The organism is Clostridium sp. 001 (assembly GCF_019056555.1).
Classification (GTDB): Bacteria; Bacillota; Clostridia; order Clostridiales; family Clostridiaceae; genus Clostridium_B; species Clostridium_B ragsdalei.
The window spans coordinates 3,667,922-3,687,720 of sequence record NZ_CP020473.1 but is presented as its reverse complement, the minus strand read 5'-3'; the positions used below and the strand labels follow the sequence as shown (position 1 = coordinate 3,687,720).

19 protein-coding genes are annotated in these 19,799 nt (G+C 30.7%); 1 reads left to right on the top strand and 18 read right to left on the bottom strand.

Translation table 11 applies throughout. The annotated features are described in order from the left end of the window. Nucleotides 1-57: 57 nt before the first annotated feature. The 18 genes from B5S50_RS17205 to B5S50_RS17120 form a co-directional block, all read right to left on the bottom strand. Nucleotides 58-651 carry a hypothetical protein gene (locus B5S50_RS17205; protein WP_217302408.1) on the bottom strand — a complete coding sequence of 198 codons (594 nt, stop codon included), beginning with the start codon at nt 649-651 and terminating at the stop codon, nt 58-60. A gap of 83 nt (nt 652-734) precedes the next feature. Continuing rightward, the gene (locus B5S50_RS17200; protein WP_217302407.1) at nt 735-2,246 is read right to left on the bottom strand and encodes a HAMP domain-containing sensor histidine kinase; all 1,512 of its coding nucleotides are present in this window, start codon (nt 2,244-2,246) and stop codon (nt 735-737) included. Continuing rightward, nucleotides 2,236-2,931, bottom strand: a complete 696-nt coding sequence (locus B5S50_RS17195) for a response regulator transcription factor (protein ID WP_065077522.1) — start codon at nt 2,929-2,931, stop codon at nt 2,236-2,238. The genes B5S50_RS17200 and B5S50_RS17195 overlap by 11 nt, the downstream gene beginning before the upstream one ends. Next, nucleotides 2,877-3,542, bottom strand: coding sequence for a phosphatase PAP2 family protein (locus tag B5S50_RS17190; protein ID WP_217302406.1), 666 nt, complete (start codon nt 3,540-3,542; stop codon nt 2,877-2,879). The genes B5S50_RS17195 and B5S50_RS17190 overlap by 55 nt, the downstream gene beginning before the upstream one ends. Before the next feature lie 712 nt (nt 3,543-4,254). Further along, a complete protein-coding gene (hisE, locus tag B5S50_RS17185; RefSeq protein WP_217302405.1) occupies nt 4,255-4,590 on the bottom strand; it encodes a phosphoribosyl-ATP diphosphatase in 336 nt (111 codons plus the stop codon). A gap of 20 nt (nt 4,591-4,610) precedes the next feature. Then, a complete protein-coding gene (gene hisI, locus B5S50_RS17180) occupies nt 4,611-4,958 on the bottom strand; it encodes a phosphoribosyl-AMP cyclohydrolase (protein ID WP_242872093.1) in 348 nt (115 codons plus the stop codon). A gap of 4 nt (nt 4,959-4,962) precedes the next feature. Continuing rightward, entirely contained in the window at nt 4,963-5,724 is a 762-nt protein-coding gene (hisF, locus tag B5S50_RS17175; protein WP_217302404.1) for an imidazole glycerol phosphate synthase subunit HisF, read from the bottom strand. A gap of 4 nt (nt 5,725-5,728) precedes the next feature. Next, nucleotides 5,729-6,802 (bottom strand): histidinol-phosphate transaminase, encoded by a 1,074-nt coding sequence (gene hisC, locus B5S50_RS17170; protein WP_217302403.1) that lies wholly within the window; start codon nt 6,800-6,802, stop codon nt 5,729-5,731. A gap of 27 nt (nt 6,803-6,829) precedes the next feature. Beyond that, nucleotides 6,830-7,543 carry a 1-(5-phosphoribosyl)-5-[(5-phosphoribosylamino)methylideneamino]imidazole-4-carboxamide isomerase gene (hisA, locus tag B5S50_RS17165; protein WP_217302402.1) on the bottom strand — a complete coding sequence of 238 codons (714 nt, stop codon included), beginning with the start codon at nt 7,541-7,543 and terminating at the stop codon, nt 6,830-6,832. A 25-nt stretch (nt 7,544-7,568) separates the two neighbouring features. Beyond that, nucleotides 7,569-8,153 (bottom strand): imidazole glycerol phosphate synthase subunit HisH, encoded by a 585-nt coding sequence (hisH, locus tag B5S50_RS17160; protein ID WP_302180684.1) that lies wholly within the window; start codon nt 8,151-8,153, stop codon nt 7,569-7,571. A 127-nt stretch (nt 8,154-8,280) separates the two neighbouring features. Then, nucleotides 8,281-8,865: an imidazoleglycerol-phosphate dehydratase HisB gene (hisB, locus tag B5S50_RS17155; RefSeq protein ID WP_217302400.1), complete on the bottom strand. Its 585-nt coding sequence runs from the start codon at nt 8,863-8,865 to the stop codon at nt 8,281-8,283. Nucleotides 8,866-8,895: 30 nt separating this feature from the next. Next, nucleotides 8,896-10,200: a histidinol dehydrogenase gene (hisD, locus tag B5S50_RS17150; protein WP_217302399.1), complete on the bottom strand. Its 1,305-nt coding sequence runs from the start codon at nt 10,198-10,200 to the stop codon at nt 8,896-8,898. Between the two features lie 11 nt (nt 10,201-10,211). Further along, complete coding sequence (gene hisG, locus B5S50_RS17145; RefSeq protein ID WP_217302398.1) at nt 10,212-10,871, bottom strand: ATP phosphoribosyltransferase; 660 nt, start codon at nt 10,869-10,871, stop codon at nt 10,212-10,214. 15 nt (nt 10,872-10,886) lie between these two features. After that, a complete protein-coding gene (locus B5S50_RS17140) occupies nt 10,887-12,065 on the bottom strand; it encodes an ATP phosphoribosyltransferase regulatory subunit (protein WP_217302397.1) in 1,179 nt (392 codons plus the stop codon). 170 nt (nt 12,066-12,235) lie between these two features. After that, a complete protein-coding gene (locus tag B5S50_RS17135; RefSeq protein WP_217303821.1) occupies nt 12,236-13,087 on the bottom strand; it encodes a DegV family protein in 852 nt (283 codons plus the stop codon). Nucleotides 13,088-13,260: 173 nt separating this feature from the next. After that, nucleotides 13,261-14,454 (bottom strand): hypothetical protein, encoded by a 1,194-nt coding sequence (locus B5S50_RS17130; RefSeq protein WP_254306767.1) that lies wholly within the window; start codon nt 14,452-14,454, stop codon nt 13,261-13,263. A 546-nt stretch (nt 14,455-15,000) separates the two neighbouring features. Beyond that, nucleotides 15,001-18,771: a phosphoribosylformylglycinamidine synthase gene (locus B5S50_RS17125; RefSeq protein WP_217302395.1), complete on the bottom strand. Its 3,771-nt coding sequence runs from the start codon at nt 18,769-18,771 to the stop codon at nt 15,001-15,003. 173 nt (nt 18,772-18,944) lie between these two features. After that, complete coding sequence (locus B5S50_RS17120) at nt 18,945-19,187, bottom strand: hypothetical protein (RefSeq protein WP_065077534.1); 243 nt, start codon at nt 19,185-19,187, stop codon at nt 18,945-18,947. Between the two features lie 167 nt (nt 19,188-19,354). On the opposite strand from B5S50_RS17120, the gene B5S50_RS17115 reads away from it, so the two are divergent. Further along, nucleotides 19,355-19,756 carry a MerR family transcriptional regulator gene (locus B5S50_RS17115; protein WP_217302394.1) on the top strand — a complete coding sequence of 134 codons (402 nt, stop codon included), beginning with the start codon at nt 19,355-19,357 and terminating at the stop codon, nt 19,754-19,756. Nucleotides 19,757-19,799: the final 43 nt, after the last annotated feature.

Sequence of the window (19,799 nt, the reverse complement as noted above, 5' to 3'; positions counted from 1 at the left end):
GACTAGTTATTTCTTTGAAAATGCCTTTTGATGCCCCTAGATTTAAGTACATTAATATTAATCTTCCTCCATGTCAGCATACATTCCCATATCTGCATACTTTGAAATTAAGTCCGACATTTTTTTTATAACTTCATCAGTGTCGTCTTTTAATATATTAACTGCAAATTCCCTATTTTGAGATAAAAATTGATATATATTCAATACTATATAATCCCTTATACGACAATATAGATAATCTTCTTCCATATAGGCCAATCTTTCATTCATGTTTTTTATGGAACTATATCTCTCTATAAATTCTAAATCATCTTTATATGGTTCATCTCCATTTTTAAAAACTGCTTTTCCATTTAATACTTCTGTTTCACATTTCTTTTCCATATTTGAAATTGTTTCACTTATTTCCGATGTGGAAGGCATATTTTGCTTTTTACCCCAAGAACATAGAGTATCTAGTTCTTCTTTCCAGAGCCTTTTTATACTCAAAATATCAGCCTTTAATTCTAAAAAATACTTATTTTCATCATTTATAGAATCCTTCTTTGCCTTCAAAACATTGTACACACTAGCATGCCAATAATTTCTGACCTGAAGTACAGGTTTTGCAGCTACTTCCACCAGTTCATCTAACAAGGTGATTTTATCCATTTATATTCCTCCTTTAAAAGCCATATTTATATTATAATCTATTAGAATAAAAATTTGAATGTAATTTGTGTAAAATATTGTTCCTATGCCCTACTATCTGCCAAATTGAAGATTACATCAAATACCATATAACCAGAAGAATATTCTGCCTTTATTTTTCCACCTTGAATTTCCACAATACTTTTAGCAATGGCGAGTCCAAGCCCACTTCCTCCTGTATTGGAAGATCTGGATTTATCCAATCTATAAAACCTATCAAATAACTTACCAACTTCTTCTTTACTTACAGGCTCGCACTTGTTTTTTATAGAGATTACTGCAGCGCCTTTTTCTTCTTTTAATGAAACTTCTACATCTCCTGGTTTTATACTATATCTTATAGCATTTATAAATAAATTTTCAAACACTCTTGCAGTTTTATTCGGATCTAAATAAACAAGAAATTTGTGTTTTGGAAAATTTCTAGTAATAGTTACCCCTGTCTCTTCACAAATTGGAACCAATTCTTCTATAAGTTGCTCTAGTAATCCATTTAATGATATACTCTGCCTATTTAAATTAACTGCTTTATTGGTAAGTTTAGTGTATTCAAACAGATCATTTATTAATTCTTCTAACTTTTCAGATTTATTGTAAGCAATATTAATATATTGTTTCATTTGTGTTTCATCCTCATATCTTTTATCTTTAATAAGAGCTAAATACCCTTTAATAGAAGTAAGTGGTGTTCTTAAGTCATGAGATACATTAGTTATGAGCTCATTTTTTATTCTCTCCTCTTCCCTTTCAACTTTCATTTTATTGTTTAGTTCTTCTGCCATAAAATTTATATTATTTGATAGCAAGGCCAGTTCATCTCTTCCTTGACTCTTTATTCTATAATCTAAATTTCCCCTTGATATTTCTATAAGTCCAGAAGATATATTTTCTATATATTTCATTTTTTTATTAGTTATAAAATAAAACATTGTTAGAAATGATATAAAAGATACAATGGTCCCAGGAATGGGATTGTATCTTTTTTCATAAATTATTTCATATTGCGGCATACCCTTAATGACTAAATAGGCTTTTCCATCAATAAAATTTATAGGATAAAAACTGATATATTCTCTATTTTTACTTATTTCATTACCTCTATTAGTTGCATATATGTTTTGAATATTTTTCATCATTTCAAGAGAATTTTTTATAGAATTCTTTATAGTAGTATATACATCTATTTGTGTTTCATCTGCATTATTTGATTTGTACAAAACCTTTCCGTTTAAATCCGTAATCATTATCTTTTCCAAATCTGAAGTATCATTACAACTATCTATAATTTTTTGTATTTTATTCTTATCGTCTATACTTATACTTTTACTCTTTATTTCATCCCCTATTAAGTTGCCATTTACAGACATCCTATCTATACCTTTACTATAATCTATTCTAGCAGTGATATTCCTATTTTGTAAAAAAACGCCTGCTACTTTTCCAAGTGCAGCAGACGTGACAAAACAAAGGGCAAATACAAATATAAGTTCCAGCCTTATACTGTTTTTCATTTTACTCAAGCTAGATTCTAAAGATATTTTAAAATCATTTTTCAACTTTATATCCCACCCCCCAAATAGTCTTTATAAAACGAGGTCTTCTCGGATTTTCCTCTATCTTTTCTCTTATTTTTCTTATATGTACCATTACAGTGTTATCAGATTCAAAAAAATCCTGTTTCCATACAGATTCATAAATCTTTTCAATACTAAACACTACACCCCTATTTGAAGATAAAAGTTCTAAAATTTCAAATTCTCTTGGAGTGAGTTTTACATCCTTGTTACCAACTTTTACTTGGTGATTTTTAGTGTTTATCACTAAGTCGTCTACTTCAATTACTTCCTGGTCAACTTTTTTAGGTATATTTAGCCTTTTATACCTTCTCAGTTGAGATTTTACCCTGGCTACAAGTTCTAGGGGATTAAAAGGTTTTACTACATAATCATCGGCTCCCGTAGTAAGACCTAATATTTTGTCTAAATCCTGACTTTTAGCTGACAACATTATTATAGGCATGTTTTTACTTTTTCTTATTCTCATACAAACTTCAATTCCATCCATTTTAGGCATCATTACATCTAAAATTACTAAATCGACTTCATTATCACTTGAAATTTGTAAAGCTTCTAAACCATTGGAAGCTTTTAATACCTTATATCCTTCATTTACCAAATATATCTCAACTAAGTCTCTAATTTCTTTTTCATCGTCAACCACCAACACAATTTCTTTTTCCATATTAGTCCCCTTTCCAAAATGAAACCAGCAACAAACCTATAGATTATCTCTGCCAATAGTATAGCAAAAATCAGATCTAAAATCACATGCTGTTTTACAAATTGAGTAGACACTATTACAGATATGCCCATAAAATTCATAGCAAATTTTATAAAAGGTTTTTTATCCAATTTTCTTGATGCTATCATTATTATATAACTTGCAAGCACATGTATGCTTGGAAAACAATTAAAAGGTTTATCCCAGCTATAGGTAAACCTTACAGCACGGGAAAAAATATCATTTCCACTAACAACAGGCCTTGGCACCATGGTCTGAAAGAAAAAATAGATTATATAACATGTAATCATACCTATAACCATAGTTATCACACATTTGTAATAGCTATTTCTATAATTAAAACACAGATATACTAGTGATATAAACATAAATGGGAACCACATCCAATATGCAATTATAAATTGTTTTATAAATGGAAGGGCCGTATCTAAACTAGTAACTAAACTATGGCATCCTCTAATTGTATTATTTAGTAGGCCATAGGACACATTTATTATAGGTATAATTAGTAGTAAACTCAATGGTAGTAAATTTAATTTTAAACGCTTCAATGCAACACCAACTCTCAAATTTAAATACCTAACTTTCTAAAATTATTATATAACATTCTATACTTATTATTATAGAAAAAATTTCTTAATATTTGTTAATTAAATTCTTAAAAATTTCTTAAATTATAAGATTACTCATAAAGTTTATAAACAAAAAATCAACTTATGCTGCGAATATTTTTACAATCACAAGTACGTTAAATATTTTGATACGTCTAAACAGAAAATTCACAAAAACCTAAGGACTTTTGAAAACTCGTACCTCAGACAATTCAAAAGCCCTAAGTTTTTTTATGAATTTTCTACTAAGACGTATATACAAAATATTTAAATGTACTTGCTTATTGTAAAATATTTCTACGCATAAGTTGATTTTTAAGTTAGAAAAGTTATAAAAGTAAGCTGTGTTTGAGCATAAAGAACACGGCTTACTTTTTTCATTTAAGATCAAAGACTATAAAGTTTTCAATTGAAATTTAAACTTATAGGTAACATGTAATGACAAAATTAAAGGAACATTTAAAAACTTTTCCATAAGTCTTAGCGAGGCATTTTAGAAAATCTTAGGAGCTTAGATATGTTTGAGGTACGAGTTTAGCTAAGGTTCTTAGATTTTCTAAATGCCAAGCTTTAGACTTATTAAAGTTTTTAACGTGATGAAATTTGTCATTACATGCTTTGTATAAGTTAACTTTCAAGCTGCAAACTCACACTAGTGTATTCCTTCTATGATATTTCTTTCAGGTTTTTTATTACATATTTTCTGTCTTCTTTTACCAAGTTCTTCTGATAAGTCATCTAAAGTTATATTTTGATTTGACATTAAAACTAAAAGGTGATATATCAAATCACATATTTCATAAACTTCCTCTTTTTTATCATTGTTTTTGCTTGCAATTATAACTTCTGCACTTTCTTCCCCTACTTTTTTTAATATCTTATCTATTCCTTCTTTAAATAAGTAACTGGTATAAGAACCTTCTATAGGATCTACTTTCCTCTCCTCTATAACTTTACTTAATTCCTCTAATATAGTTTGAAATTCCATAAAAATATTCCCCCTTCAATTTAATATAATTTTCTATAAAAACAGCTCCTGTTTCCTGTGTGACAAGCTGCTCCTATTTGCTCAACTTTTATCAAAATTGTGTCATAATCGCAGTCCACACTTATACTTTTCACATTTTGATAATGGCCTGAAGTAGCTCCCTTGTTCCAAAGCTCATTTCGGGATCTACTAAAGAACCAGGTTTTTCCCGTTTCGATAGTTCTTTTTAACGATTCCTCATTCATATACGCCATCATAAGTACTTCTTCATTTTGAAAGTCCTGGACAATTGTAGGTACAAGTCCTTTCCCTTTTTTAAAATCTATGTTCTTTAAAATTTCTCTTTCCATATTTTCACCTTTGTTCATATTTTTATACCCTCACTGGTATATCCTTAGTTTTTAAATATTGTTTAACTTCACCTACAGTAAGCTCTCCATAGTGGAAAAGTGAAGCTGCAAGGGCTGCATCTGCTCCTGCAGCATTAAATACATCATAGAAGTCATTTAAAGAGCCACATCCTCCTGAAGCTATTACTGGAATATTTACCAGATTAGTTACAGTTCTTGTAAGTTCTATATCATATCCATTTTTAGTACCATCTGCATCCATACTAGTTAAAAGTATTTCGCCTGCGCCTAAACTTTCTGCCTTTTTAATCCACTTTAATGCATCTATTCCTGTATTTTTTCTTCCGCCTTCTATAAATACATCCCAACCATCTCCTGAATCCCTTTTTTTAGCATCCACTGCAACTACTACACACTGTGATCCAAATTTGTCTGCTGCCTCATATATTAAGTTAGGATTCCTTATAGCAGAAGAATTTATTGATATTTTATCTGCACCTGCTCTAAGTATGTTTTTAAAATCATCTATCTGAGATATTCCACCACCCACTGTAAGTGGTATGAACACTTTTTCTGCAGTTCTTTCTACTAAATCAATTATGGTTTTTCTCTTTTCATGAGTAGCTGTAATATCCAGAAATACTATTTCATCTGCTCCCTGCCTATTGTAATGTTCAGCTATTTCAACAGGATCTCCTACATCTTGTAGGTCAACAAAGTTTATTCCTTTAACAACCTTTCCCATATTCACATCTAAACATGGAACTATTCTTTTTGTAAGCAAAATCTTAGCTCCTCTCTATCTCATCTATTATTTCTTTAATTTTATCTATAAAAAATTTCATATCTTCATCTGATCCTATACTTACCCTTAAGTAATTATCTATTCTATCCTTGTTAAAATATCTGACAAGAACTCCTTTTTCCCTTAACTTTGTAAAAAGTTCTTTTGCAGCATATTTGGCATGACTTATAAAAACAAAATTTGATTTTGAAGGTATGATATTAAAGCCCATTTTTTCTAATTTATTTACAGTTGTTTCTCTCGTATTTATTACTTTACTAACACATTTTTCAAAATAATCCTGGTCTTCAAAAGCTGCTATCGCTGCTGCATTTGAAACTCTGTCTACAGTATAGGAATTAAAAGAATTCTTTATTCTATTTAGTCCATTTATAAGATCTTCTTGTCCAAGTGCAAATCCCACACGAATTCCAGCTAAAGAACGTGATTTAGATAATGTCTGTACTACCAAAAGATTAGGATAGTTTTTTATAAGACCTACTACAGAATTTCCTCCAAAATCCACATAAGCTTCATCAATTATGACTACTTTATTTTGATTATATTTCAAAATTTCTTCAATTTTTTTGGTTTCAAGACATCTTCCTGTAGGTGCATTTGGATTTGGAATTACTATTCCTCCGTTTTCAGTTAGAAATTCCTGAAATGGAATTGAAAAATCTTCATTTAACTTTGCAAGCTTATAATTTAGATTATATAAATTACCATATACAGGATAAAAACTGTAACTTATATCCGGAAAAATTATAGTTTCATCCTTATTAAAAAAAGTTAGAAAAGACATAGCCAGAACTTCATCAGAACCATTGCCTATAAAAATTTGGTTTTTATTTAAACCATAGTATTTGGAAATAACATCCCTTAACTTATCGCAATCTGGATCTGGGTACAATCTCAAATCTTCATCTGCAGCATTTTTTATTGCCTCAATTACCTTAGGGGATGGTGGATAAGGACTTTCATTGGTATTTAGCTTAACATATTTTTTATCCTTAGGCTGTTCACCACACACATAAGGCTCTACACCCTTTGTAATTTCACTCCAATACTTACTCATGATTCATTCCACCTTCTACCTTAATTTTTATTTGCAAATTTCTATAGCTTCTTTTAAATCTATGTTTCCAGAATATATAGCTTTGCCTGTAATAGCACCGTAAATATCCATTTTACTTATATCCTTCAAATCGTCTATATTTTTTATTCCACCAGAAGCTATTATCCTGCAGCTTACACTGTTTTGAATTTTAAAGAGTTGATCTAAATTAGGTCCCTTTAGCGTTCCGTCTTTACTTATGTCTGTAAAAATGATAGTTTTAACTCCTATGTCCTCCATTTGTTTTGCAAAATCTATGTAATGGACACTGCTTACATTAAGCCATCCATTCACTGCAACTTTCTCATTTTTTGCATCTATTCCCACTGCTATTTTTTCTCCGTATTTTTTTAGTGCTTTTTTCACAAAATCAGGATTTTTTAAAGCTGCAGTTCCAAGTATTACTCTTGATATTCCTATTTCTATAAGCATATCTATGGTTTTTATATCTCTTATACCTCCACCAAGTTCTACTGGAATCTTACTTGCGTCTATTACTTTTGATATGACTTCTATATTTTTTATTTTTCCATCAAGTGCCCCATCTAAATCCACCATATGAATATACTCTGCACCGCTTTTTTTAAAACTCAGTGCTACCTTTACTGGATCTTCTCCTACTATCTCTGATTTTTCAAATTTTCCTTGATACAATCTAACACATTTTCCATTTCTTAAATCTATAGCTGGAAGTATCAACATACAAAAGCCCCCTTACATTATCCAATTAAGCTGTTATCTTCACAAAGTTTTTGAGCATTTCAATACCTATGTCACCACTTTTTTCTGGATGGAACTGAGCTCCATAAACATTATCTTTACTTACAACAGCTGGTATGTTTATTTCCCCATAAGTGCTATAGGCATTTAAATTTTCCTTAGATTGTAACTCTCCATAAAATGAATGTACAAAGTATACATAGCTATTTTCAGATACACCGTCTAAAATCTTACACTGTTTATCTATTATTAAATTATTCCATCCCATATGTGGTATTTTTATATCTCCATATAACTTTGTTATTTTTCCTGGTATCAGGCCTAATCCTTCACACTCTTCTATTTCTTCTCCTATGTCAAATAAGAGCTGCATTCCAAGGCATATTCCCATAAAAGGCTTTCCACTTCCTGCTTCCTTTTTTAACACTTTATCTAAATTTCTCTTTTTCAAATTTTTCATAGCCTCGGGAAAGGCACCTACCCCAGGAAGTATAATTGCTTCACTTTTTTCTATTTCACACTGATCTGAAGTTATCTTGCTATCTGTTCCTATATATTTAAGTGCTTTTTGAACACTCTTTAAATTTCCCATACCATAATCTACAATGGAAATCAATTTTACACACCCCTTTCTTCAATGCACAATGCACAATTATGGATAATTTTCTTCATCAACTTTCCACTCACTATTAATTATTAATTCTTAACTATTAATTTATTTATATAGTTCCTTTCGTAGACATTATTCCATTTATACTGCTATCTATACATACTGCTTCTTTAAGTGCATGACCAAATGCCTTAAATATTCCTTCTATCATATGGTGTGTATTTTTTCCGTAGATCACTTTTATATGAAGTGTCATTTCTGCATTAAAAGCAACTGCCCTAAAAAATTCTTCTACCAATTCCGTATCCATTTCTCCTACTTTTTCAGTTTTAAAATCAGCATCAAATACTAAATAAGGTCTACCACTCAAGTCTATAGATACCATTGAAAGACTTTCATCCATTGGTATAAAAAATGTTCCATATCTTTTTATATTTTTTTTATCTCCTAGGGAATCTTTTATACATTTTCCCATGACAATTCCTACGTCCTCCATAGTATGATGAAAATCCACATCAAAATCACCTTTTGCAGCTATATCAAGATCTGTCATCCCATGTTTTGCTATCATGCACAACATATGATTAAAAAAGCCTATTCCCGTATCTATATTGTATTTTCCACTGCCATCTAAATTTATTTTTACATTCACATCAGTTTCATAGGTCTTTCTAGAAAGTTCTCCTATCCTCAAACAAAACACCTTCTTTTAATGAAATATTTACTACTTAGTTCTAACTTTTATTGAATTTGCATGAGCTGTAAGTCCTTCTGTTTCTGCTAGCTTTATAATTTTGTCTCCTATTTTTGAGAGAGCCTCTCTGGAATATCGAGTAAAACTTGATTTTTTTATAAAGTCATCTACAGAAAGAGGAGAAAAAAATCTAGCTGTTCCACTTGTAGGAAGTATATGATTTGGTCCTGCCATATAATCTCCAAGAGGTTCCGGTGCAAAATCCCCCATAAATATGGAACCTGCATTTTTTATATCTCCAAGTATGGAAAAAGGATCCTCAACACATAATTCCAAATGTTCTGGAGCTATTTCATTTGCCACATCTATGCCTTCTTCTATGCTATCTACTATAATTATGGCTCCACGATCTTTCAGAGATTTTAGTATTATATCCTTTCTTTCCAAGGATTGTACTTGTCTTTCAAGTTCCAGTTTTACTTTCCCTGCCAATTCTTTCGAAGTTGTAACAAGTACTGCAGATGCAAGTACATCATGTTCTGCTTGTGACATCAAGTCTGCTGCCACATATTTTGCTTTTGCCCTTTCATCTGCAATTATAAGTATTTCACTTGGCCCTGCTATCATATCTATATCTACCTGGCCATATACGCTCTTTTTTGCCATAGCTACAAATATATTTCCAGGTCCCACTATTTTATCCACTTTAGAAATACTTTCTGTTCCAAAAGCTAGTGCTCCTACAGCTTGTGCTCCTCCTGCTTTATATATCTCATCTACTCCAGCTATATCAGCAGCTACTAAAATATTAGGATTTATACTTCCATCTTCTGAAGGTGGGGTTACCATTTGCAAATTTTTAACTCCTGCTACTTTTGCAGGAATTGCATTCATTAAAACTGAGGATGGATATGCAGCTGTTCCCCCCGGTACATATATTCCTACATTCTCCAATGCCCTAATTTGCTGCCCAAGTATTACTCCTTCTTCTTTTGTAATTATCCAAGAAGTTTTCTTCTGCTTTTCATGAAAAAATTTTATGTTTGCCGCTGCAGTTTTTAATGCATCTATAAACTCATCTTCTACAAACTCATAGGCTTTTTTTATTTCCTCTTGCGTTACTTTTATATTACTTTTAGTAACCTCTTTACTATCAAATAAGTTTGTATATTTTAGAAGAGCCTCATCTCCATTTTTCTTTATATCTTCAAGTATTTTAGCAACTTTTAAAGTTACATCTTCCTGTATACTCTCTTCTATATTTCTAAAATTTTTTAAATACTTGCTTCCTTCTTCCGTATCTAAATATACTGTTTTTACAATTTTATCTTCCATGAATTTTCCTCCTAATTTGTCAATATATCTCCTGCATTTATCTGCATTTGAACTCTATTTATTATGTCCTCTATTTCATTTTTCTTCATCTTCATACTAGCTACATTTACTACCATTCTGGCACTTATGTCACATATATTTTCATAAACCACCAGTCCGTTTTCTTTTAAAGTAGTTCCAGTTTCTACTATATCAACTATGGCATCTGCTAGTCCCAATATAGGAGCTAATTCCACAGATCCTTCTATTTTTATGATTTCCACATCCTGTCCCAGTCTTCTAAAATAATTTCTAGCTACGTTGGGATATTTTGTAGCAATTTTTTTTCTATTGTACCCGGAATAAAAATTAGAATTTTTAGGGCCTGCTACAGAAAATTTACACTTTCCAAAACCCAAATCCAGTACCTCATAAAAATCTCTATTTTGTTCCAGTAAAGTATCTTTTCCAACTATGCCCACATCAACTACTCCATGTTCTACATAAGTGAGCACGTCAGGTGCTTTCACAAGTACAAAATCTATATTATCTTCTTCATTGTGAAATATAAGTTTCCTGCCTTTATTTATAACTTCACTGCAATCTATACCTGCCATTTGAAATATATTTACAGCTTCTTTTTCAATTCTACCCTTAGTTAAAGCTATTTTTACCCTCTTCATGTTTGACATATCAATTCTCCGCTCCTATATTTTTGTAAATTCCATATTCTTTTTATCTGCATATTTTCTTGCTTCATTTTCATCTCTAAAAGGACTTAACTCTGCAACTATGCCCTGCTTTCTTAAACTCTCAGCTTTTTCATAAGCTTTTCCAAAGTTTTCTCCTCTATAATATACAAGAACCTTAGTATTTTTTTCGCAGCACAATTGTCCATTTTCTTCAAGTGAAGTGATTATTCCATCTACATCCATGGCAAATCCTGTAGCAGGCTGACTATCTCCAAATTGAGCTATCAAATTGTCATATCTTCCTCCACTTAATATATTTCCTCCAAACCCATGAGTATAACCTCTAAATATTATGCCAGTATAATAATCTATGTTGTGTACCATTCCTAAATCAAGAGCTAGATATTTTTCAAAACCAATGCTCCTTACAATCTCATACACCTTTTTTATACTTTCTAAAGCCTTCAATGCTCTCTTGTTATCTTCCATAAGATGAGAGGCTCTTTCAATTACCTCCATTCCACCAAATAACTTAGGAAGTTCTTCCAAAGACTTTAAAGAGCTTTCTTCAAATTTATCTTTGTTTTCAAGAAGTATGTTATTTAAAGCAGTAAAATTTTTATTATTTATACTCTTTCTAAGTTTCTCTCTTTCTTCATAATCCAAATCTACACCATCTACTAATGCTTTAAATAATTCTGCATGTCCAAGTTCTATTTTGAAATTCTCAAGTCCGCAACTTAAAAGTGCTTTTATTCCTGTTACTATAACTTCAGCGTCTCCTCCAATACCTTCTATGCCTATTATTTCAATACCAGATTGAGTTATCTCACTATTTTTTCCATTTAAACTTTCGCTGACTCTATACACATTGGAAGTATAACAAAGCCTTAGAGGATGAACTACTTCCTTCAATTTTGTACCTGCAATTCTAGCAATAGGGGTAGTCATATCTGCCCTCAAAGCCAAAATTCTTCCCTGGTTATCAATCAATTTATATATTTTTTCCTGCGGTAAAGTTGCATTTTCCCCATTAAACACATCATAGAATTCTAATGTTGGTGATTTTACTTCCATAAATCCACTTTGTATATAGATTTTTTTTAATATATTTTCTATCTTCACTTTTTCCGCACATTCATTAAACAAAATATCTTTTGTTCCCTCAGGTATATACTTTTTCCAATTAGTCACAAGTATCACTTCCTTATTTTATTGCAGTATCACTTTAATTCGATGTAGTGATAAATTAAACGTTATTGATATAATAACAGTTAATTTATAAAATTTCAATATGTTTTGCAAAAAAAATTACTACTGAATTTAAATACAGTAGTAATTTCTTATATTTATCCGATATTCATTTATCTTTTATTTCCCAAAAAACAAAGCGAAAGCATCCCACTACCGCAGTGAGTAGCCATACCCATACCCAGCGTGTTTACGATAAATTTATTGTTTGGAAATTCTCTCTCTATTATACTTTTTAAAAGCTTGGCATCTTCTATACAATTTCCATGAGATATACCTATAACCTGATTTTCATTATCTAAGGCTCTTTCTCTAAATCTTTCTACCAGGTATTTTATAGCTTTTTTTCTTCCCCTAACATTGGTTACATTTTTAAGTTTTCCTTGATTTTCAATATATATAATAGGCTTTACATCCAAAAGAGTACCTATAACAGCTTTAGATGAAGATATTCTACCGCCTCTCTTTAAATGTTTTAAATCCTCTACCACAAACCAATGATTCATCTTTAGCCTATTATTGTTTACCCAATTTATAATCTCATCTTTACTTAAACCTTGCTGTGCCATTTTACAAGCGTAGTATACTAAAATTCCAAGTCCAATAGAAGAACTTTTGCTATCTATCAAAGTTATATCTACATCTTCAAATTCGCTTAAAATTGCATTCTTTGCTAGTTTTGAGCTGTTAAAAGTTCCACTTATTCCAGATGACATTCCTATGTATATGATAGGCCTTTTCTGTTTCATCAATTCCCTGAATTTTTCAGTAAACCTGTATTCATTTATCTGTGATGTATATGGCATTTCTCCATTTTCAAGGCCCTTATAAAATTCCTCATAGCTTAAGGATTTACCAAAATTATCCTCATAATCTTTGCTTTTAAAGTGACACATCAACCCCAAAAATGGTATCTTATTTTTTTCCATAAAGCTTCCTGGTAAATCACAGGATGCATCTGTCATAATTATAGGTACTGCCACCAATATCTCCCCCAATATAAGATGTTATCTACACCATAGTTTCCTTACATATGTTTCCATATAATATTATATCAAAAATATAGTATATTAGCCATACTAACATATGTAAATTTCAAACAAATTTTTGATAATTGAGATTTAAAAGTATGAAGTTACTAACTCCTATGTGTTAAAGGCTTTATAGCATAATAAAAGCAGTATATCATTATAAATATTTCTGGAAAAGCATATCTTCCCTGTCCTTCTGTTATAAAATATACACATGTAAACATATAAAACAATATTACATTGTATACAGTATATTTATTTAAAAGATGGGTTTTTCTTTTCCATATAGCTCTTAAAATTGCCATACTATAAATTAATATATATATTATAGCTGGCACAAAAATCACGTTTCTAATACTATTAGTAAAAGCAAATAAATTAGCTTCGGCAGCACTGCTTATATTGCTTCCATGAGTACTGTAAAGTATGTCATCTCCCAGAAAATATACATTACATAATCTTTTGAAACCTAATTCTATAAATCTCATCGGATGAGACTTTATCCATTTTTTAGCCGCATTTGTGAGCATCTTATTTTTCTGCGTCATATTAGCCTTCTTGTATTCTTCTGTTTTCACAATAGAATTTTCTACTTGATCTGCAGGCATCCATCTCCCCATCTTATTTTGAGAATTATTGTTTATATATAGAACAATTCCCTTATTATTAGATATACAAGTATATTGACCTATAAGCTTTGTGTTTCTGCATATCCATGGTGCTATAGTGATAGCACAAACTATCAAAACTACTAATGAATTTTTTATAGAAGCAATAATTTTTTTCTCTATTAATAATTCCAATAAAAATATAACAAAGAAATAGACAATAAAAAAAGGCTTTACTAATGCATTTAATCCCACAAGCAAACCTATGTAAAAATACTTATGTTTAATATCTCTAAAGTATATAAAAGTAATAAAAATAAGTATAGTAGTAAATAAGGGCTCCGTCGCCACCAAACTATTGTAAAATATGTTATTAGGCATAAAAACAAATAATGCAAATATTATCTTTCTATCTCTTTCTTTTAAATTTATTTTTCTTATAACACCATAAAACAGTATATAGCTCGCAAAAGTTAAAAATAAATTAAGAAGCTTTGCCTTAAATAAACCTGCCCCTAAAAGTTTAAAAACTCCACCAAGAAGCATACAATATCCAACTGATGTATAAGTATCTCCCCATGGAAGACCATTTGCTATATCTACTGATAGTCTATAATAATAGTCAAAATCCGAATATGGTTTTGTGTCCACAAGCAATATCCATAATATGCATAATACCATTCCTAAGATCATTACAATTTTGTAATAATTTTCATTTTTAAAAATAAATTTTTTTATATTCAATTATTTCACCATCTCCCTAACTTTAATATAAGTAATCCCAAAATTTGTTTTAAAGTGTTCATATATATATTAGCTTTTTTTATAATTCTAAACCATTGAATAACATAACAGAAAGCTAACAGTTTTGTTACTTAAGCATCAGGAGAAAATCTATGATTTGCTTAATCGGCCCTATGAAAATAGCCAACCAATATTTAAAACCTTTTCTCTGCATATTAATAAATATGCACAAAATAAAGAGAGAACACAATTTGTGAACTCTCTTTATAAATGAATCTTACTTAGTGGCAGTTTGTTCTCCCACTAAATTTAGATGAATTATCTAGGGGCGTAGCTACTGTTATCTCCCACTTTGATAGAAGTGGGAGTGTTACAGCAGGTAGCCATCAGATAAATAAAATGTCAATAAATCTCAAATTTAAGATTTTCCCAACATAGAGGATAAAAATCCTTGTTTACTGTTCATTTTTAATCGTCAATTTTCAACTTTAAAACCTACAATTTAAAGTAATTTACACCTGCTTCAAATAACTTTTGGTCTTTTACTCCTGGAACATTTTTTATAACACTTTTTCCAATTCTTTCTGAATGTCCCATTTTTCCTAGTATTCTTCCATCAGGACTTGTTATACCTTCTACAGCAAAACATGATCCATTTGGATTAAACTTTATGTCATAACTTGGATTTCCTTGAAAATCTACATACTGTGTAGCTATTTGACCTTTATCTTTTAAATTTTTAATTACGGAATCACTTGCTATAAATCTTCCTTCTCCATGGGAAACAGGTATTGAATGTACATCCCCTACAGATACATTGCTAAACCATGGAGACAAATTTGAAACAATTCTAGTATTTACTATACAGGATACATGTCTTCCTATTTTATTATACGTAAGGGTAGGACATGACTCATCTATATCCCTTATTTCTCCAAAAGGTAACAGTCCCAATTTTATAAGTGCCTGAAAGCCATTGCATATTCCAAGTATAAGTCCGTCTCTCTTATTTAAAAGCTCCATTACAGCTTCTGCTATTTTAGGATTCCTAAAAAAAGTAGCAATAAACTTTCCTGATCCATCTGGTTCATCTCCTGCACTAAATCCACCTGGAAGCATTATAATCTGAGACGAATTTATTCCGCTCACTATTCGATCTACTGATTCTTCTATCTGATTTCCAGTTAAGTTTTTAATTACAACAGTATCAACTTCTGCTCCTGCATTTTTAAAAGCCCTTCCCAAATCATACTCACAATTAGTTCCAGGAAATACAGGTATAATAACCTTAGGTACAGGAATTTTTACAACTGGAAAACTTTTATGATTGCTTTCAAAACGCTCAAACTTTATTTTTTTATCTTCAACTTCAGTATGTGTAGGGAATACACTTTCCAAAGTTTTTACCCAATATCCTATCATATCTGAAATATTCATTTTAATCCCGTTTATACTGATACTTTGTTCTTTTTGTGTAACACCAAGAATCTTATAAGAAAGCCCCTTAAAGCTCTTTTCAAAGTCTACAGATGGATCCATTTCTACAACTATTGAACCATAATCTGGTGCAAAAATTTCTTCACCTTTCATAGGTTCTGTAAATTTCATTCCTATCCTATTTCCAAAACTCATTTTACTTACAGCCTCACATATTCCTCCTGTTTTAACAGTAGAAGCTGCTAATATTTCGCCTTTTCTTATCATAGAACTTACAACACTATACATTTTTTTAAGTTCTTCAAAATATGGTAACTCAAATTCATCTTTAGAAGCTTTCAAAAGTATTACATTATTTCTGTATCCTTTAAATTCAGGAGACTCAAGTTTATCTGCCTCCCCAAGTGCTGCAGCAAAAGATACTAAAGTAGGTGGTACATCCATATCTTTAAAACTTCCAGACATACTGTCTTTTCCACCTATCGCTGCTATTTCAAATTCTCTCTGAGCATGTAATGCTCCTAAAAGGGCTGAAAGTGGCTTTCCCCATCTAATAGGTTCTTTACCTAGTCTTTCAAAATACTCCTGAAAAGTTAGCTTTATACTATTAACATCTCCACCTGAAACTGCAATTTTAGCTACAGATTCAACTACCGCATACAAAGCTCCATGGAATGGACTCCACTTAGCTATATCCGGATTATATCCAAAACTCATTAAAGTAGCTGTATTTGTTTCACCATCTAATACCGGTAATTTTGCAGCCATAGCTTCTATTGGTGTATCTTGATACTTTCCTCCAAAAGGCATAAATACAGTAGAAGCACCTATTGTGCTATCAAATCTCTCTACAAGTCCTTTTTGACTGCATACATTTAAATTCTTTAGTGTTTCGATCCACTTATTTAAAATCTCGCCGTCATTCATATTCTTGTATTGCTTACTGCTCTCAAAATAACTATTTTCTTCTGGGGCTTTTATAACAACTTCTGTAGTTGCTCTAACTCCATTAGTATCTAAGAATTCTCTGCTTAAATCTAAAATAAGTTTTCCCTTCCAGTACATTTTAAGTTTATCGTCATCTGTAACTTCTGCTACTGTAGTAGCTTCAAGATTTTCTTCTGATGCATATTCTATAAATTTCTTTTCATCTTCCTTTGATACAACTACAGCCATACGTTCTTGAGACTCCGATATTGCAAGTTCCGTTCCATCCAATCCTTCATATTTTTTAGGAACTAAATCCAGATTTATTTTAAGCCCGCTTGTAAGTTCTCCTATAGCTACAGAAACTCCACCTGCTCCAAAATCATTACATCTTTTTATCATCTTGCTCACTTTTGATTTTCTAAAAAGTCTTTGAATTTTTCTCTCTGTAACAGGATTACCTTTTTGCACTTCAGCTCCTGAGGTAATAAGTGATGTTTCTGTATGTTTCTTAGAAGATCCAGTTGCTCCTCCACATCCGTCTCTTCCAGTTCTTCCTCCTAACAGTATTACCACATCAGAAGGTTTTGGTTCTTCCCTTTTTACATTTTCAAACGGAGCTGCACCTATTACAGCACCTATTTCCATTCTCTTTGCCCTATAGCCTTCATCATATATTTCAGAAACCATACCTGTTGCAAGACCTATTTGATTTCCATAAGAACTGTATCCCGAAGCTGCTCCTAAAGTTATTTTTTTCTGAGGAAGCCTTCCTTTTATAGTATCTTCTATTTTAGTTCTAGGATCACCACTTCCGGTAACTCTCATAGCTTGATAGACATAAGATCTTCCAGAAAGAGGATCTCGAATCGCTCCTCCAAGACAAGTTGCCGCTCCTCCAAAAGGTTCTATCTCTGTAGGATGATTATGAGTTTCATTTTTAAACATTATGAGCCATTTTTCAGTTTTTCCATTTATATCAGCATCTACAACTACGCTGCAGGCATTTATTTCATCTGATTCGTCTAAATCCTTTAATTTACCGTCTTTTCTGAGCTTTTTCATTCCAATAATAGCTAGATCCATAAGACATTCAGTTTTTTTGTTTTCCCCATATATCTCATCTCTTAAATTTAAGTAATTTTCATAGGATTTTTTTATAGGTTTGGAAAACTTTCCGTCTTCTATGGATACTTTACTTAATTCGGTAGTAAAAGTAGTATGTCTGCAGTGATCTGACCAATATGTGTCTATAACTTTAATTTCAGTTATAGTAGGATTTCTCTTTTGTTCTTTGAAATAATTTCTACAAAAAATCAAATCTTCCAAACTCATAGCAAGACCAAGTGAATTTAAAATGTCCTTTAACTCATCATCATTTTTTTCTATGAATCCATCCAAAACTTTTACAGAAGAAGGTGCGTCTAATTTTTCACTTAAATGATCTATTTTTTTCAAAGAAGCTTCTCTGGAATCTACTGGATTTATACAATAATTTTTTATTTTCATAAATTGTTCTTTAGATATGTTTCCATAAAGTAAGTATACTTTTGAAGATTTAACCTGAGTTTTCTCACTCTGGGTTAATATTTGAATACATTGAGATGCAGAGTCAGCTCTTTGGTCATACTGACCTGGAAGATATTCTACGGCAAAAATTTTAGCATTCGTTTCAGCTTGTAATTCTTCTTCATATATTTCATCTACAGTTTTCTCTGAAAATATTATATACTTTGATCTTTCATATTCACTATCATCAATATTTTCTATATCATAACGATTTACTACTCTTATATTTTCTAAATCATGAATATTGAGGCTTTCTCTAATATCTTTCATAAGGCCTTGAGCTTCTATGTCAAATCCTTTTTTCTTCTCTACAAATAGTCTTTTAACACTCATTGTACTCTCTCCTCATTACTTATTTTTCGAACGTTTTTTGCATTTTTGTCATAATAGTTCGTACATATTATATCATATATATATATCGTTGTGAATAATATAGTTATAAGTTATTATATTTTACATTAATCATATTAAAAAAATAACTAGCTACTATGCTAGTTTATTTATCTTTAATGAACCTTAATTGATAATACTTCCTTTACATTTTTACCTAAGTTATAATGCCTATTATAACAGCATCTATTTTTGGAAACTATGCCCTTAATTACATGTCCTGTAAAAGTAATTATTTCTGCCTGTTCTCCCATCTCACAATCTCTTAAACATGCACCTCTTGAAAATACCTTAATTATTTGTCCACCATCATAATATTTTGTATTTTCCACTTCAATTAAACTTCCTCTTTTTATCATAATAATATCCTCCCCACTATACTTCCTTTATACTTCCTTTAATATAAATTGTATGTACAAACATAATAAAATATTATTTCAATTTTAAACAATATACTATATGTGTGAAAGTTGAGTATTCAACAAACTATTGTATAATTGAAATATCAGAAAGGTTGGTAATTATAGTGAAATATTATTCCATAAAAGATGTTTCAAATGCAACAGGTCTCACCTCTTATACCATAAGATATTATGAAAAGATAGGATTTTTACCATGGTTAAAAAGAAACAAAAATGGAGTTAGAATATTTACAGAATCAGATATAAGGTATCTAGAGTGTTTGATATTTTTCAAAAAAATAGGAATGTCACTTGATGATATCAAGGAAATCATTAAAGAAGGCTGTATGATAAAAGATTTTAAAAATGGTTTAAATATACATGATATAATTCAGAAAAGATTAAATATATTGGACACTCACATACAAAAGCTAAAAAGGGAAAGAGAAGAATTAAATAAACTAATCGAAGTTTCTATAGACAGGAGAAATATCTATAAAAAAATTTTAAAATCACCATTGACTTAGAGTCGACTCTAAGGTTTATCCTCTTTATATACAATATATAGAA